Source organism: Candidatus Clostridium eludens (assembly GCF_045310515.1).
Taxonomy (GTDB): domain Bacteria; phylum Bacillota; class Clostridia; order Clostridiales; family Clostridiaceae; genus Clostridium_B; species Clostridium_B eludens.
In genome coordinates, this window is sequence record NZ_JBJHZX010000003.1 from 152,200 (window position 1) to 169,719 (window position 17,520).

The 17,520-nt window shown below is 30.6% G+C and carries 11 protein-coding genes; 8 read left to right on the top strand and 3 right to left on the bottom strand.

Going from position 1 to position 17,520, the window contains the following annotated elements; translation table 11 throughout:
• The first annotated feature begins 104 nt into the window (after positions 1 to 104).
• A complete protein-coding gene (locus ACJDU8_RS03265; protein WP_406790715.1) occupies positions 105 to 1,580 on the top strand; it encodes a synaptonemal complex protein 1 in 1,476 nt (491 codons plus the stop codon).
• A gap of 214 nt (positions 1,581 to 1,794) precedes the next feature.
• Here the strand turns inward: ACJDU8_RS03265 and ACJDU8_RS03270 are convergent, their stop codons facing one another.
• Positions 1,795 to 2,619, bottom strand: coding sequence for a hypothetical protein (locus ACJDU8_RS03270; RefSeq protein ID WP_406790716.1), 825 nt, complete (start codon positions 2,617 to 2,619; stop codon positions 1,795 to 1,797).
• Between the two features lie 312 nt (positions 2,620 to 2,931).
• Positions 2,932 to 3,759, bottom strand: coding sequence for a CsxC family protein (locus ACJDU8_RS03275; RefSeq protein WP_406790717.1), 828 nt, complete (start codon positions 3,757 to 3,759; stop codon positions 2,932 to 2,934).
• A 323-nt stretch (positions 3,760 to 4,082) separates the two neighbouring features.
• Between ACJDU8_RS03275 and ACJDU8_RS03280 the strand changes: the two genes are divergently transcribed.
• From ACJDU8_RS03280 to ACJDU8_RS03290, 3 genes are all read left to right on the top strand, one after another.
• Complete coding sequence (locus tag ACJDU8_RS03280; RefSeq protein ID WP_406790718.1) at positions 4,083 to 6,440, top strand: U32 family peptidase; 2,358 nt, start codon at positions 4,083 to 4,085, stop codon at positions 6,438 to 6,440.
• Between the two features lie 36 nt (positions 6,441 to 6,476).
• Positions 6,477 to 8,837 (top strand): endonuclease MutS2, encoded by a 2,361-nt coding sequence (locus ACJDU8_RS03285; RefSeq protein ID WP_406790719.1) that lies wholly within the window; start codon positions 6,477 to 6,479, stop codon positions 8,835 to 8,837.
• Positions 8,838 to 8,928: 91 nt separating this feature from the next.
• The gene (locus ACJDU8_RS03290; RefSeq protein ID WP_406790720.1) at positions 8,929 to 9,387 is read left to right on the top strand and encodes a 2-thiouracil desulfurase family protein; all 459 of its coding nucleotides are present in this window, start codon (positions 8,929 to 8,931) and stop codon (positions 9,385 to 9,387) included.
• A gap of 118 nt (positions 9,388 to 9,505) precedes the next feature.
• Here ACJDU8_RS03290 and ACJDU8_RS03295 read toward each other — a convergent pair whose 3' ends face one another.
• Positions 9,506 to 10,966, bottom strand: a complete 1,461-nt coding sequence (locus ACJDU8_RS03295) for an aminotransferase class I/II-fold pyridoxal phosphate-dependent enzyme (RefSeq protein ID WP_406790721.1) — start codon at positions 10,964 to 10,966, stop codon at positions 9,506 to 9,508.
• A 341-nt stretch (positions 10,967 to 11,307) separates the two neighbouring features.
• Here ACJDU8_RS03295 and ACJDU8_RS03300 point away from each other — a divergent pair, with 341 nt between their 5' ends.
• The 4 genes from ACJDU8_RS03300 (at position 11,308) to ACJDU8_RS03315 (ending at position 17,482) form a co-directional block, all read left to right on the top strand.
• A complete protein-coding gene (locus ACJDU8_RS03300; RefSeq protein ID WP_406790722.1) occupies positions 11,308 to 13,035 on the top strand; it encodes a phospho-sugar mutase in 1,728 nt (575 codons plus the stop codon).
• Positions 13,036 to 13,059: 24 nt separating this feature from the next.
• Complete coding sequence (locus ACJDU8_RS03305; RefSeq protein ID WP_406790723.1) at positions 13,060 to 14,133, top strand: tetratricopeptide repeat protein; 1,074 nt, start codon at positions 13,060 to 13,062, stop codon at positions 14,131 to 14,133.
• 36 nt (positions 14,134 to 14,169) lie between these two features.
• Positions 14,170 to 15,111, top strand: a complete 942-nt coding sequence (gene galU / locus ACJDU8_RS03310; RefSeq protein ID WP_406790724.1) for a UTP--glucose-1-phosphate uridylyltransferase GalU — start codon at positions 14,170 to 14,172, stop codon at positions 15,109 to 15,111.
• Between the two features lie 331 nt (positions 15,112 to 15,442).
• A complete protein-coding gene (locus tag ACJDU8_RS03315) occupies positions 15,443 to 17,482 on the top strand; it encodes a cell wall-binding repeat-containing protein (RefSeq protein WP_406790725.1) in 2,040 nt (679 codons plus the stop codon).
• Positions 17,483 to 17,520: the final 38 nt, after the last annotated feature.

Sequence of the window (17,520 nt, forward strand, 5' to 3'; positions counted from 1 at the left end):
TATGCAGTGTTACACTGATATAATATGCTTGATTATTTATAGTTGTGATTTAGGTAATACATTTTATAAATATTTTATAAAATATAAATAGGGAGGGGGAGAATATGATGACTAACAAATATCCGTGGATATTTATTACTGAAAACAATGATGTGTGGAAAATTTACCTGAATGATAATGCTGAATTAATGTATAAAATAATGCATCAGAAACAAAAATGGACTGAAGAAAAAATTATTGACATAGGTATAATTGAATTTGCAATATGTATAGAAGATGGAATAATTCATATATTGTATGTAAATAAAAAGAATGAATTGAAATACTGTACAAGAAAAGAGGATAAATGGATTGGAGAAAAAGTTTATGATATCAAGAAGGATAATTTTCAAGTACAAGAGTTGAAAGCTATAATTTTGCAGGGCAAAATGCACGTGTTTTATTTATTAGCCGCAGTAGATGGCAGTAAACGTGGAATTTTAAAACATTGTGTTTGGGATGGCAGAGATATAAAACTATATACCATTCAATATATAATTTTATCAGATAAAGTTGACAGGTATTATGAAATACAATTAGAGAAAAAAAATTGTATCGATGTTTTTTTTGTTTCAAACAGGGGGGATGAGGTATCATTAAGTTATTGCATGTATAATCAAAATTCATGGACTGAAGCTAAAAGACTCTATGGAATTCAAGGTGATAACATAATGTTTAAAGTATTAAATACAGGTTATGCATTTAACATAATTAATAAATCCAGAGAAGGGTCTATATATTCACTTGAACATGTTCGTATTGAAGAAAATGTCAATATAAGAAAGCATGAAATTTACAAGGGAAGTGTAGATCCTGTTGAACCAATCATATTTTATATAAATAATAAAATACTTACCTGCTGGAATGAAGAAAGCAATATACTTTGTTCAGAATACAATTTTGGAAAGTGGGAAAGACCGGCTAAGTTTAATAAAAAATTAAAGGCACCTATTAGATCATACAATTTTTTAAATATGGGAAATATAATTGGAACATATATAACTTATGGTACGGAAGATGAAGATTTATATATTTTATCTTTTGAAGAGTTAGCTGACAATAAGACGCCTAAGGTAGAAGAAGAAAAATCAGAAGATGATTCTATTATTGCCTCTGATGATAGGAGCATTGAAGAAATAAAAGATAAATTTAGAAGGATATGTTATGAAAATAGCCTTCTTAAAGAGAAGATTGATTCATTTAGTACTAATATGAAAAAGAAAAAGTTTATTGTGCAGGAATATGAGAATAAAATTAACAGAATACTTGAAGAAAAAAAGAAATTAAAAGAACACTGTAATTTTTTTATGGAAGTTAAACAAAATATTCAAGGGGAACTGGATGAGACAAAGAATGAACTGGAAAAGCAAAAAATGTTTAATAATAATATGAAAAATAATTTAAATAAAAAGGAGAAAGATAACAAGATGCTTAAAGAAGAGATAGAGCGTTTAATAGATGAGAATAATAGACTTAAACAAGAATTGGAGTTTGAAAGAAGTCAGTCCTTAATGACGAAATTATTTAGAAAGAAGGAGTAATTTAATATGCTCCTTCTTTAATTTATGTCATAATATACTGCTTAGGTAACTTGCCTCAAGCAAATAGCCTTTATTTATATGTCTACAAGTACATCTTATAACTTTTAAATTTATAATTTTACTGTTACCTTTTGTATATCTTTTAATATTGTGTAATTATGAAAGTTTAATATTGTTATTGATATTCTAACTTAGAATATTCTTCTACATAATTTTATTCATATTCTTCATGGTTTTCATCTTCATACTCATCTTCATATTCATACTCATTTTCATCTATTCTTGATCCAGGATTTCGGTCAGCAAATAATGGTTTTAGGTTTTGGTCAGGATAAAATTTAGGTACAGGAGCATTATTAAACTTATCGCATAAATTTTCCTCAGGTTCAGGTGCACATGGCTCTTTAGGTACTGGACAATAGCTATAAGCAGGTATTAACAGCTGTACTATTATTTGACATTTAACTATAATATAATAACCTAAAGTAATATCTAGATATTTTTTATTATTGCATTCAGTTAGTATACCTTGAAGTGCATCTGCCACCATTTCAAGTTTTATAATGTTTGTATCGCAGTCGTCTGAGCTATCAGATGTTACATGGGTGCTGGATACCTTGGCTAATGAATCTGGACAATAGAAGCTGCCAATTACATCTTTTCTATTGATTTCAAAAAACTCGCATTTATTTACTGCATTGCAATCAATATAGTCTGCATAAAAGGATATAACGTAACGAATAATTATTTTTTTAAATCCATCTTTTCCTAGAATGGGAATCTGCTCTATGGATTTTAATGTAATTTTGAAGTCTCTACAACCTGCAAATATTTTTGGTTCATCTAATGGGTTACTTCTTAGTTCACAGTCTGTGGTATCTGTATCAGGTCCTTCAGCATAAAAAAGACATCTTTTAATTAAGCATTGGTCAAAAACTTTAGGTACCTCAATACAAACTAATTCTGATGGGTCCGGCAGGCATCCTTGCTTATTTACAAGTCCAGGACGTGGTGTGAAATTATTAAAGCTTATTGACATAGTTTTCCTCCTTTTGAGAAGTATACAATATTTACATTATATATTATGCTTAAAAATCATAGGTGTGATCTTTTTATAGTAAATAATGGCTGGTCAATAAAGTATTTACTTCTCTATTAATAGGATTTATATAGCAAAATAATTCATGGTCCAGATTTTTAAAGTTAAAAATATATTACCCACATCACTATCCTTTGTTTATGTATTAATTACATTTTGAATTTTACTTTCTATATATAATATGCATTATAATATATTTTGTTAACTTCAATAAGAGCTAGTTTTAGAAACTAGCTCCTATTTCTATAAATATTATTTTCTTTGCTTTAATTCATTAATTGGAAAATTCCAGTCTGAATCCAGTGTAGGGTGTGATTTTCTAACTTGTTTTTTAACACCTTGTTTAGGAGCATTTCCAGTGTAATCATTACAAGTATCCAAATATGAAACTTGTTGTTTCTGTAATAGTTTCAAGCATAAATATACAACTGATTTGTCAGTGAATTCTTCAAATTCTTCTTCATTGATAAATCCATCAATTGGAATACCTCTATCATCAATATCTGCATCAAAAACTGCAGACCATTCAAGTTCACAAAAAATAGGTTCATTAAAAATTTCAACATTGGATCTATCTGCTTCTCTTATATTCTTTCCACTTCTTTTAGCATCAAAATACCTAGCTACTCTAGGAGGAAGATTTGGATGAACTTTTGGAAAATGTTCAAAGTCTACTTCAGTAGCGACTTTAAATGGAACGTGAACAGTAGTGTCCTTAATAATTCCGCCTATTCCAGATCCTTTTTTGCATTCTGTTGTGTCTTCTGTTACGCATTCTCTTACAGCATATTCTATATTTTTTCTTATATAACCTTCGATGAATACTTTATTAGTTGGTGCAATATATCTGCATTGAGTTAAAAATATTTGTTTTTCTATTCTTTTTATTTCATAAGAAGGTTCATTTAGTCTTATCTTTGATTCTGAATCTATCTGAATTACAAGTTCTGCAAGAACTTTTGGAATCTTAAATTCTCCTTGTGGCCATGGGTAATTATGAGCAAGTGGAAGTGTATCCGCATTTATAACCCTAGCACTGCATCTAGCACTAGAATCAGAATAAAAGTTATTGTTATCCATTTTATTATCTCCTTTTTAAAAAAAGTGTAGGATAATAATGTTGTTTTATATCCTGATATATACTATTCTAAAAGACAAGAAATGTACACATGAAGTTTATAGATTTATTAAAAAAGATTTTTTACTCAATCCTCTTAGTGTTTCCTTTGTTTAAGTTTATTGTATAATTCTATTATTTTATGGTACTATAAATAAGAATTTATCCGAACGGGGTAATTAGCTAATACTCCCATCTTCTTAAAGGTGGGAGATAATAACTGTAATTGTGAATTGTGAACTGTGGATTGTGAATTGTAAATTGACATATGATAGGAGATAAATTTATGAAAAAAATAGAGTTACTAGCTCCTGCAGGAGATTTGGAAAGTCTGTATGCTGCAGTTCAAGCAGGGGCAGATGCAGTTTATTTAGGAGGAAACAAATTTTCTGCTAGGGCTTATGCTCATAATTTTGATGATAATGCTGTAATACACGCAGTAAAATACTGTCACCTATATAATGTAAAAGTATATGTGACTATGAACACTATAATGAAAGAAAATGAATTACAGAAAGCTTGTGATTATGCCAAATTTTTATATAATGTAGGAGTGGATGCCCTTATAATACAGGATATTGGCTTTGCCTGTATTTTAGAATCAGAAATTTCAGATTTTGAACTTCATGCTTCTACTCAAATGACAATACATAATGCGGAAGCTGCCCTGTATTTAAATAAAATAGGATTTAAGAGAATAGTGCTCTCTAGAGAACTTTCATTAAAAGAGATAACATATATATCTAAAGAACTTGGTATAGAAACAGAAATATTTATACACGGGGCCCTTTGTATATGCTATTCAGGACAATGTCTTATGAGCAGCATTATTGGAGGGAGGAGTGGAAATAGAGGAAGATGTGCTCAACCATGTAGGTTACCTTATAAAATATTAAATAAAAAAGAATGTAATGAAAAAAAAGGATATCTTTTAAGTCCTAAAGATATGTGCACTATTGAAGAAATTCATAAAATAATAGAAAGCGGTACTTTTTCTTTAAAAATTGAAGGAAGAATGAAAAGACCAGAGTATGTTGCCGGAGTGGTATCAGAGTATAAAAGCATAATTCAAAATTTTTATAATGGCTCCCTGCAGCTATGTAATGGTTCATATAAAGATAATTATATTCAAAAAAGACTTTTGCAATTGTTTAATAGAGAAGGATTTTCTAAAGCCTATCTATATAAAAATGAAGGAAAAGATATGATGTCTTATTCTTTTCCTAAAAACACTGGAATAAAATTAGGGAAGGTAGAAAATGATAAAAGCATTCTTTTATGTGAGGATATATCGGTAAAGGATGGCGTTAGGATTAGAGATGAAGGTTTTGCTATTTCTAAAATAATTAAATCACAACAAGAAGTAAATAGAGCTTACAAGGGAGAAAAAGTAAAAATCATTCCTGTGAAATATAGTAGTGGTGACATAATATATAAAACTTCTGATTCCCTGCAGCTAGAAGTATTGCAAGAGATATATAAAAATCCCTATGGGAAAAAAATTAACTTACATTTAAAAATAGAATTTCAAGTGGGGAAACCTATTATGCTTGCCACTAGCTTCAGTGGAAAAGATTTTAAAGTAGGAGGAAAAAAAGTTTTAAAAGCTTTAAACCAACCTTTAAGTAAAGAGAGAATATGCAAAAGTATAAATAAAACTGGAGATAACATATTTAAGTTTATTAGCATAGAATTTGAAAATTTTCAAGATGGATTCTTACCTATATCAGATATAAATGAACCTAGAAGAGAACTTTTAAATAAAATTGAACAGTATATATTAATAAGAAATAAGAAGAATAATATTTTAAATAGTATGATGTCAAAAATGAAATTTAATAGAATCTGTTTACCTGAAAAAATGGTAGTTGTAAATAATAATGAACAATTAAAAGCTGCATTGGAACTAAATTTTGAGCATGTATGTGTAAATTTGTTTAAAGGTAATGAAGCTATTGACTTAAATAATATTAAATTTAAAAAGATATATGTTAAAGTACCTAACATAGTAAGGACAGAATTTAGTTATATAGAAGAATTTATAAATGAAAATTTAAGTAAAATACAGGGTATAGTTACTGGCAATCTAGGTATAATAAGCAAATTTGCAGATAAGGTACAGATTTTTGGGGATTACAAATTAAATATAACAAATAGTTCTTCTCTAGATTTCTATAATAAGATTACAAATGGAAATTGTTTAAGTGTAGAATTAAATAAGAGTGAAATAAGAGATATTATTAAAAATAGCAATTTTAGTGCCCAAATGTTAGTGTATGGTAAAATAGAACTGATGGTAAGTGAGTATTGTGTTATAGGAAGTACCTTTGGAGGTAAATGTAGTTCTAAAGATTGTAATAGAGCCTGTAAAAGAGGAGATTTTGTACTTATAGATAGAAAGAAAAAAGAATTCACATTAAAAACAGATAAATTTTGTAGGAGTTATATATATAATACAGTACCTGTGAATTTAATATCGAATATAAAAGAATTAAGAGATATGGGTATTCGTAGCTTTAGAGTGGATTTTATTGATGAAGATTATGAACGAACTAAAGAAATATTGAAATATTTTAAAAGAGAAGAATTTAATGGTGACTTTAGTGAGTTTACAAGAGCACATTATAGAAATGGAGTGGAATAGAAGTAATTTTGGCCTTGAAAGGATGGATAAATTTAAATGAATGAAAAATCATTAAGGATTCTAGAATTTTATAAAGTAAAGGAGATGTTGAAAAAATACACAAATACCAGTGCAGCTAAGGATTTAATAGATAATTTAAAACCCTATGATAATATATATGAAGTAAGAGAGCACCTGCAGGAAACTGAAGAGGCTTTAGAACTCATTATATCAAAGGGAACTCCCCCTTTTGAGGGAGTTTATGATATAAGGCAGGGTATAAAAATGGCAGAAAAGGGTTCCATATTAATGCCGGCACAAATTCTAAGAATAGGGGGTATTTTAAAAGTTTCCAGAGCATTTCAAAAATATATAAAGTCAAAAGAAGAAGGACAGCACTTTAGAATTATAGAAGATATTTGTGCAGGTATTGTTTCACTTAAGGATTTAGAAGATAAAATTTTCATTTCAATAGAGAGTGAAGATGAAATATCAGACAAGGCCAGCTCTCTTTTATATAATATCAGAAAAAGTTTAAGGGATAAGAATGCTTCAGTAAGAGATAAGGTAAATTCACTTATAAGGACATATTCTTTGTATTTACAGGACAATTTGTATACTGTAAGGGGAGATAGATATGTGCTTCCGGTAAAAGCAGAAAATAAAGCTTTGGTACCAGGACTTGTTCATGATCAAAGCGCCAGCGGTTCAACTATATATATAGAACCTATGGCTCTTGTAAATTTGAATAATGAAATAAAAGAGTTAAAGTTAAAAGAAAAAGCGGAAATAGATAGAATATTATCTGAATTATCAAAGGAGATACATGACAACATAGGTGTAATTAAAAATGATGCAGATATAATATGGGAATTGGATTTTATCTTTGCCAAGGCTAAATTTGGAAGTGAGCTAAATGGAAATATTCCAGTTGTAAGTGAGAATTCTATAGTGGATATAGTGGAGGGAAGACATCCTCTTATAGATAAAAAAACAGTAGTACCTATGGATGTATATATGGGTAAGGATTTTACCTGTTTAGTTATAACAGGTCCTAATACTGGAGGGAAAACTGTAACCCTTAAGACCATAGGACTTTTACATATTATGGCTTTAAGTGGACTTATGATATCTGCCAGGGAAAATTCAACGGTAGGATTTTTTACAGAGATATTTGCAGATATTGGTGATGAACAGAGTATTGAACAAAATTTGTCTACCTTTTCTTCTCATATGACTAATATAGTTAATATTATCAATAAATCTGATGAAAATTCCTTAGTATTATTTGACGAATTGGGAGCAGGTACTGATCCTACAGAGGGAGCGGCACTGGCTGTATCCATACTTGAAAATCTGAAAAGCAGAGGCTGCATGGTAGCTGCTACAACTCATTACAGTGAGCTTAAGGCATATGCTTTAAGAAGCCATGGGGTGGAAAATGCTTCAGTGGAATTTGATGTGGATACGCTAAGACCTACATATAAGCTTATGATAGGAATACCAGGAAAATCAAATGCTTTTGAAATATCTAAAAGACTTGGATTACCTGAATTTATAATAAAAGATGCAAAAGCGAATATAGAAAGTGAAGCTTTAAAATTTGAGGATTTAATTGAAAATCTTCAGGAAAAAAGAATAAAAGCTGAAAATTATTTTAGGGAGGCAGAAATATTAAAGAGAGAAGCAGCTAAGATTAAAGAAAAATATGAAGAAAAATCTAGCAGACTGCAACAAGTAAGGGATAAGTCTATTATGGAGGCCCACAGAAAGGCAAGGGAAATAATAAAAACCGCTAAAGAAGAGGCAGATGAGATTTTAAAGGACATAAGAGAATTAGAAAAGATGGGGTATACTTCTTCAGTAAATCAAAAATTGCAAGAATATAGAAAAATGCTTAAAGATAAGATGGAAAATGCGGAAGAAAATTTATATAAAGCCAAGGATGAAAATGGTCAGCAGCTTAAGTGTGTAAAAGAAGGTCAAGAGGTGTTTATTCCGTCATTAAATCAGAAAGTATTGGTTTTATCCAAACCTGATAATAAAGGGGAAGTACAAGTTCAAGCAGGGATTATGAAAATAAATGTTAACTTAAAAGAGTTAAGGGCTTCTAAAGATGGTTCCAAACCTAAAGGTAACAAATTGAAAAGAGAAGCTAACCTAAATTTAAAAACTGTGGCTACTTCAGTAGATTTAAGAGGAATGGATTCTATAGAAGCAGTGTATATTGCAGATAAGTATTTAGATGATGCCTACATGGGTGGACTTAAAGAGGTCACTATAATACATGGCAAAGGTACTGGAATATTAAGAAGTTCCATAACAAATATGCTAAGATCCCATTCTCACGTAAAAAGTTATAGAATTGGTGAATATGGTGAAGGTGGTACTGGAGTTACAATAGTAGAGTTAAAATAAGGGTGTTTATAATTAATGATTAAGAGTTAAAAGTGAAGAGTTAAAAGTTAAAAGTGAAGAGTTAAAAGTGAACAGTAGAGGGGAACAAAAAATGATATTAGTCAGTGCATGTTTATGTGGAATTAATACCAAATACAATGGAAAAAATAGTTTTTCTCCGAGTGTATTGAAGTTTATAAGAGAAGGTAGAGTAATACCTGTATGTCCAGAACAACTAGGAGGGCTTAGCACTCCCAGGGAACCTTGTGAAATATGTGGAGGTACAGGTAAGGATGTATTGAATAAAAAAGCTAGTGTGGTAACTTCAACAGGGAATGAGTTTACCTATAATTTTTTAAAGGGTGCTTATGAAACTTTACATATAGCTGAGCAATTTAATATAAAAAAAGCTGTATTAAAATCTAAAAGCCCTTCTTGTGGTTATGAAAAAATTTATGATGGAAGTTTTAAAAAAAATATTATAACCGGTAATGGAGTTACAGCAGAGTTGCTTATTAGAAATAAAATTAAAATATATACGGAGGAACATATAAAAAATACTATGCCATAGCAGCAGATATAGTATTAGTTGAAGGCTTGAGCTTGTCTAAAGTATAAAGTTCAGATATCAAAGTTGAAATTTGAGATATTTGTTCTTTGATATCTGAACTTTGAACTTTATATTTAAGTCATGTTACTACTTTTATATACTCTACCTCAGGGTCTTCTGTGCCCTGGACATATAATCCAGTGTCCTTTAATTTTTGTACATAGTCCACAATTTCTTTAGTTATCTCTTCTCCGGGGCAAAGTATTGGTATTCCGGGAGGGTATGCCATTAAAAATTCTCCGCTTATCCTACCTATACTATTTTTCAAAAGCAGGGATTTTTTTGGAGAATTAAAAGCATCTCTAGGAATCTTTAACTGCCTTGGTATATCAGGTATATCCAAAAAGTCAGATTTTTTATTTTCTTTTACATAGTATTCACTGCTTATTTCTTTTAACGCATGTATTAAGGTATCCATAGTTTCTTTAGTGTCTCCAAAAGAGCCTACGGCTAGAACATTATATAAATCAGAAAGTTCCATTTGAATATGGTACTTATTTGATAAAATCATATCTAGATCATATCCCGTAATACCAAGATCTCTACAAGTTATAGTTATTTTAGTTGGATCTAGTGCCACTACACCTTCATTTCCTACTACTTCTTCCCCAAAACAATAAAATCCTTCAATATTGTTTATTTCATATCGAGCATAATTTGCAAGTTCAATAGATTTATCTAAAAGTTCCTTTCCGTAAAGGGCTATTTGTCTTCTGGCACAATCCAGTGAAGCCATTAAAATGTAGGAAGGGGAAGTTGTTTGAAGTAAAGACAGCACTTGGTGAACCCTATTTATGTCAATGCGCTCCGAACATACATGAAGTAGAGAACATTGGGTTAAAGCACCAATTATTTTATGTGTACTCTGTGCGCATATATCAGCACCGGCTTCTATAGCAGACATTGGCAGATTATCGTTAAAACCAAGGTGTGGTCCATGAGCCTCATCTACAATCAAAGGGATATCATAGCTGTGTACAATATCTGAAATTTTCTTTATATCTGTAGCTACTCCATAATAAGTAGGGTTTATTATTAAAACGGCCTTGGCATCAGGATTTTGTTTTAAAGTTTCTTCTACAGTTTCAGGAGTAACCCCTTGGGCAATCCCCACTTTTTTATCTAGGGCTGGCTGCATATACACAGGTATTGCACCGCTTAATATAATTCCTGCAGTAACTGATTTGTGCACGTTTCTTGGAATTATTAATTTGTCTCCGGAATTTACAACAGACATAATCATTGCTTGTATGGCTCCAGATGTACCGTGAATGGAAAAAAAAGCAGCATCAGAACCATAGGCATCTGCAGCTAACTGTTGGGCTCTTTTTATTGGACCTGTAGGATGGTGAAGGCTATCCACTAATTTAAATACAGTAACATCAATTTTAAATGGATTTTCTCCTATAAAGTGTTTGAATTCCTCATCCATTCCAATACCTTTTTTATGTCCTGGGACATGAAAGGGTATTGTATTCCTGTTTACATATTCCATTAATGCATCAAATAGTGGAGTCTCACTTTGATCTAATCTATACACCTTGATAAAGCACCTTCTTTCATAAGGCATCTTAAAATGAATAACTAATTATTATGCCGGAGCAATTCATTTGTTATTTATTTCAAGATACTTAAAAATATCCCTTTAACTTTTTAAATTAAAGGGTTAGTCAGAAGTTTAATAAAAAACTAATATCATTATATGTTAATTGATCTATAAATTCAATAACATGCAGCTAATTTTTACATAATAATAAAATCTATAAATAATAGGTTTAAAAATTGTGTATATAAAGTAAAATATAAAATTATAGGTGTTTTTAAGTACAAAATTTATAGTATAATAGTAAATGTTAAATATTGCATGTAGGAGGTAAGAATATGTATAGAGAAAAATATGAATTCTGGTTAAATTCATGTTATGTGGATGATAAAGAAAAACTGGAATTAAAAAGTATAAAGGATGAAAAGGAAATAGAAGATAGATTTTACAGGGATTTAGAATTTGGTACGGGAGGTCTCAGGGGAGTAATAGGTTTAGGTACTAATAGAATGAACATACATACTGTAGAAAAAACCACTGAGGGATTAGCAAGGTATCTTACAGAAAGATATAAAAATAATATTTCTGTGGCCATAGCATATGACTGTAGAATAATGTCTGAGGAATTTGCTAGGGTTGCTGCATGTAATTTATGTGCAAATGGTATAACAGTAAATCTTTTTGGAACGCTTCATCCTACTCCAATGCTTTCTTATGCAGTAAGAGAACTTAAGTGTAAATCAGGTATTGTTATAACAGCATCCCATAATCCTAAAAGTTATAATGGATATAAAGTTTATGGAGAAGATGGGGGGCAGGTGACAGATGCAGTTGCAAACAAAATACTTTATCATATAAAGAATGTTTATGATTTCTCACAGATAAATCATATGGACATAGAAGAAGCAAAAAATAAAAATCTTTTGCGTATAATAGGAGAAGAGATAGATAAATCTTATATAGAAAAAGTAAAGAGAATGGTTATAAGAAAGGAACTTGTGGCCTCTCATGGGAAAGATTTAAATATAGTATTTACTCCTCTCCATGGTACCGGGAATATTCCTGTTAGGAGAACTTTAAAAGAATTAGGGTATGAAAATGTATTCATAGTAAAAGAGCAAGAGTATCCAGACGGAAATTTTCCTACGGCAGAATGTCCAAATCCAGAGGATCCCAAGGTATTTCAATTAGCTTTAAATTTGGCAAAAGAAGTAAACTCAGATATAATATTTGGAACAGATCCAGACTGTGATAGGATAGGAATTATAGTAAAAGATGGGGAAGGCAAGTACATGGCACTTACCGGAAATCAGGTAGGGGTTCTTTTAACAGAGTATATTTTATTGTCATTAAAGGAGTTGAATAAAATACCTGAAGACGGCGTCATAATCAAGACAATAGTGACTACGGAAATGGTAAAAGATATAGCAAAAGAATACAATGTAGAACTTATAAATGTTTTAACTGGGTTTAAATATATAGGGGAAAAAATAAAAGAATTTGAAGAGCTTCAAAGTAAAAAATATATATTTGGATTTGAAGAAAGTTATGGATACTTAGCAGGAGATTTTGTAAGAGATAAAGATGCTGTAATTGCAGCTACTTTAATATGTGAAATGGCTGTATATTACAAAATGAAAGGAATAAGTCTTTATGAAGCATTAACTAATCTCTATAACAAATATGGGTTTTATAAAGAGGGTATAGTTTCCATAGAACTTAAAGGTAAAAAAGGCCGTGAAGATATAGAAACAATACTTGAATATTTAAGACATTCCATGAAGAGAACACTGGGTGGAGTGGAAATAGTTAAGAAGTTAGACTATAAATTAAGTATTGAGAAAGATCTGGTAAATATAACTGAAAATATAATAGAGCTTCCAAAATCAAATGTACTTAAATTTGTTATGAAGGATAAAAGCTGGTTTGTAGTCAGACCTTCTGGAACAGAGCCTAAAATAAAAATTTATTTTTCAGTAATAGGAAATAGTTTTGAAGATTCTGAAGATAAAATAGAAAGATTAAAACAAAATGTAATGAATGTAATTAAGGATGCAAATTGTTAATAAATTGTGTAGGTGACAAAACTTATGAGTATAAAATCATACTTTGCAGAGAAATTGTCTGAAATATTATTTTTAGAAATAAAAAAAGAAAACATTGAAAGGATATTTAAAATTCTGCCGGAAGAAGACATATATATGCCAGTAAATTCTAAAAATATAGTAGATAGTATTAAGTTACAAAATCAATTGGATAATATACCTGTAGGATATTTTGTTGAAGGCATGTTTTATGTATTAGGTGCAGATGAGAATTTTAGATTTAATAAATATTACAAAGATATACTTTCTAAAGATAAGAACAATAATAAATTTATAAAGGGTATAATTGCAGAAAGTGTTAAAAATGAAAAATATGAAGATGCTTATATAATTCTAAAAGGTTTGTCTATAATAGACCACAGCATAGAAATATATGACAGACTCATAATTATGGTAGATGAAATTAGAAAGAAAAACAATATTTATAAAGAAGAAGAATTAAATATATTAGAAAAGGCTAGATTTAAAGATAATTATGCACTGCCTTATCTATATGAGGCACTTGTGAGAAAAGAAGAAGAGAACTATGAAAAGGCACTGTTCTCTATAAATAACTACATATCAAAAGGCGGTGAGGAAACTTCTGAAGTAACAGATATGAAACAGTGGCTAAAATCTGCTGTGGATTATGATAGGGGAAAAGAACTTTTAGAAAGTAATCCTGTGGAGGCACTGAAACTTTTAGTTCCTCTTATGGATACTTTAGGTGATAATGCTTCTATTTATTATTATATAGCTATGGGATATAGGATGATTGAAAATCATGAAAAGGCTATTTATTATTTAAACGAGGCTTTAAATATAGATAGCAATATAGTAGAAGTTGTAAATGAAATGGGAATAAATTATGCTTCTATAGGAAATTATGAAAGAGCTATAGCTTATTTAAGAAAGGCCTTTGAAGCTACTAAATCCGTAGAAATATGTACAAATCTTATATTATGCTACTTAAATTCCGGAGATCTACAAAATGCAAAAATTCATTTAGAAATTGCCAAAAAACTAGACCATAAGGATCAAGTGGTAGTTGAATTAGAGGGTATCATTAAAAATATGTAATCTTAAACAGTTAAGAACGAAAGGAGAGTTTACTTTATGAACGTAAAAAAAGCTATAATACCGGCAGCAGGACTTGGTACACGATTTTTACCTGCTACCAAGGCACAGCCTAAAGAAATGCTTCCTATAGTAGATAAGCCTACTATACAATATATTATAGAGGAAGCAGTGGCATCTGGCATAGAGGAAATACTCATAATAACAGGAAGAAATAAAAGGGCCATAGAAGATCATTTCGATAAGTCTGTAGAACTGGAGAGGGAATTAGAAATCAAGGGAAAAGAAGAACTTTTGAAAATGGTAAGGGACATATCCAACATAACAGATATTTATTATATAAGGCAAAAAGAACCTAAGGGCCTTGGTCACGCTATAAGCTGTGCTAGAACTTTTGTGGGAAATCATCCTTTTGCAGTAATGCTTGGAGATGATGTAGTAGATAATGAGGTACCTTGTTTAAAGCAGCTTATAGACTGCTATGATGAATATAAAACTTCAATTATAGGGGTACAGGAAGTACCTAGAGAAGATGTATATAAGTATGGCATAGTTAAGGGCATGTATATAGAAAATAATGTGTATAAAGTTAAAGATTTAATAGAAAAACCTAAAGTAGAAGAAGCACCTTCCAATATGGGCATACTTGGAAGGTATATAATAACACCTTCTATATTTGAAATATTGCAAAATACCACTCCAGGAAAAGGAGGGGAAATTCAACTTACGGATGCCCTTAGAACACTGGCACAAAATGAAGCCATGTATGCATATACTTTTGAAGGAAGAAGATACGATGTAGGGGATAAACTTGGATTTCTTCAGGCTACAGTGGAGTTTGCCTTAAAAAGGGAGGAACTAAAAAAACCTTTTATGAAATATCTTTTGGATTTAAAAGAGCAGCATGTGTTTAAAGAAGTTTATGAAGAAATTACCGCAGCCGAAGAAAAGAATAAAGATAACAGCCTCACTGTAATTTAATTGAATTTTTAAACAGTCCAGTCTATCCTTAAGTGAATTCTCTTATTATACGATAATTAAGAGAGTCAAACAAATAATATAAAATATGGTAAAACCATATTTGTTAATCAAGTAATTCTAAGGTTCACATGGAGTTTATTTATGAGAAATGTTTTTCTCCATGTGAACCTTATTAACAGTATTCTTAGTGTCCTTAGCACTTAGAATACGTTATCCTTTAAGGGAAGAACTTATCTAAGCGTGCAGCAGTGCTTATATCCCTTTGAAGAAGATGGGAGCATTAGCTAATTACCGCGTTGGGATAAAAATATTATGAGGTGAGGGGATAAGATTGAAAAAGGTCAGTAGTTTTTTCATTGTAATTCTATTTTTATATGGATTTTTAATTTATACTGCATCTAATGTTTACGCAGAAGGTAGTGGAAAAGTGTATTATGTATCTCAGAGTGGAGGTACTGGAGGTGGGGACGGAAGTATAAACAATCCTTTTAGCAAAATTGGACAAGGTATATCTTACATGCATCCTGGGGATACTCTTTTAATAAGAGGAGGAACCTATTACGAGACTACAGATGTAATAGGAAAAAATGGATCAAGTAGTGCTTGGTACACCATAAAAAACTATCCAGGTGAGACTGTCGTTATGACAGGAAATAATGATAGAATAATGGATGGAAAGGATGGTTCCGATGCAATAACTTTTAACGGAAGTTCTTATTGGAAGGTTGAAGGTATAGAGATGAAAAATTATACAGGGGCGGGAATATATATAACTGGAAATTCCAGCAATATTGAGCTTGATAATTTGACTATACATGACTTGGATTATCCTGAATATAGACCTTATGGAACTTCTGGAGTATATGGTGAGGCTTCAAGTAATTGCACTGTGAAGAATTGCACAATATATAATGTAGGCTTAAAGATAAATAAACCTAAGGATCATGGAATATACATAGGCTATGGTTCCTATAATTGGACTTTCTCAGGAAATAAGATTCATGATAATGCAGGTGCAGCTATACAGATGTATGGTGATCCTAGTGGTGGTAGTAATTGCACAATTATAAATAACTTTTTATATAATAACCACGCTTATGGCATGGCCATTGGAAGCAATGCCACCAATAATTACATATACAATAACGTATTTTATGGAAATGTTTATGATGACGTATATATGTTAGAAAACTCCACTAAAAATTATTTCAGAAATAACCTGTTTTTAAGCAGATACAGTAACTATAATGTACAATTATCTGACGAAGGTTCAGTAGATAATTCTTTTGATAACAATACTTATTATAAGGTTAACGGATTAGTGGCAAATAGATACGATGAGGTATTGACATTTAGCCAATGGAAGGCTCGTTCGCAGGAATATAGTGGACAATATATAAATGATGAAAATGTATCAGAGACATTAATAAATAATTGGGTACCTGTTAGTACTAAAAAGTATTCTAGTATAAGGTTGAGTGGACAAGATAGATTTGAAACTGCAAGAAAAATAGCAGAAGGATTTAATAGAGGATATGTAAATAGTGTAGTTGTTACATCAGGATATAATTTTCCCAATGCTCTAAGTGGAAGTGTACTAGCTAACAAATTAAATGCCCCTATACTTCTAAGTGGCAATTCACCTTCTGAAAATATTAATGCCTTAGAATATATAAAGTCGCATTTAGTTAAAGATGGTACAATATATATTTTAGGTAATGAAACTGAGGTGAATAATGATATAGTAAATAGTTTAGCTAGTTTAGGGTACTCAAATGTAAAAAGACTCAGTGGTAATTCAAAATACGAAACTATAAGAATTATAAATGATGAAATAGAGGCTAAGGAAGGAACTCCTTTAGTTATAGCAGGTGGAAATGTATTTGCTGATGGATTAAGTATTTCTACTATAGCTGCATCCAAAGGATATCCGATAGTTCTGTCAGATAGCAACAATTTATCAGAATATGCCATAGAAACCATTAAAAAAGTAAAACCTTCTAAAATATATATTATTGGAGGAACTGGTGCTATATCAGATACAGTGAAAGAAGAAGTTAAAACTATAGCTAACCTTTCAGAAGATAATATGGTAAGAATTTGGGGAATGGATAGGTATGAAACTTCTCTAAATATAGCTGAATATTTTGGATTAGATGGAGATACAGTAACATTTGCTTCGGGAGAAAATTTTCCGGATGCATTGGCTGGCAGTGTATATGCATCAAAATATAATGCTCCAGTTATTCTTGTAAATGGAGATAGTAAAAACCAAAAAAGTTATGTGGATGGAAAGAGTTATACAAAAGAAGTTATTTTTGGTGGAGCAGCAGTAATTGGAGAAAATTTAAAACTTAATTTAGCAAGATAGACCAGTGCTTTGATACAAAAGACTTAAGAGAAGAGTGT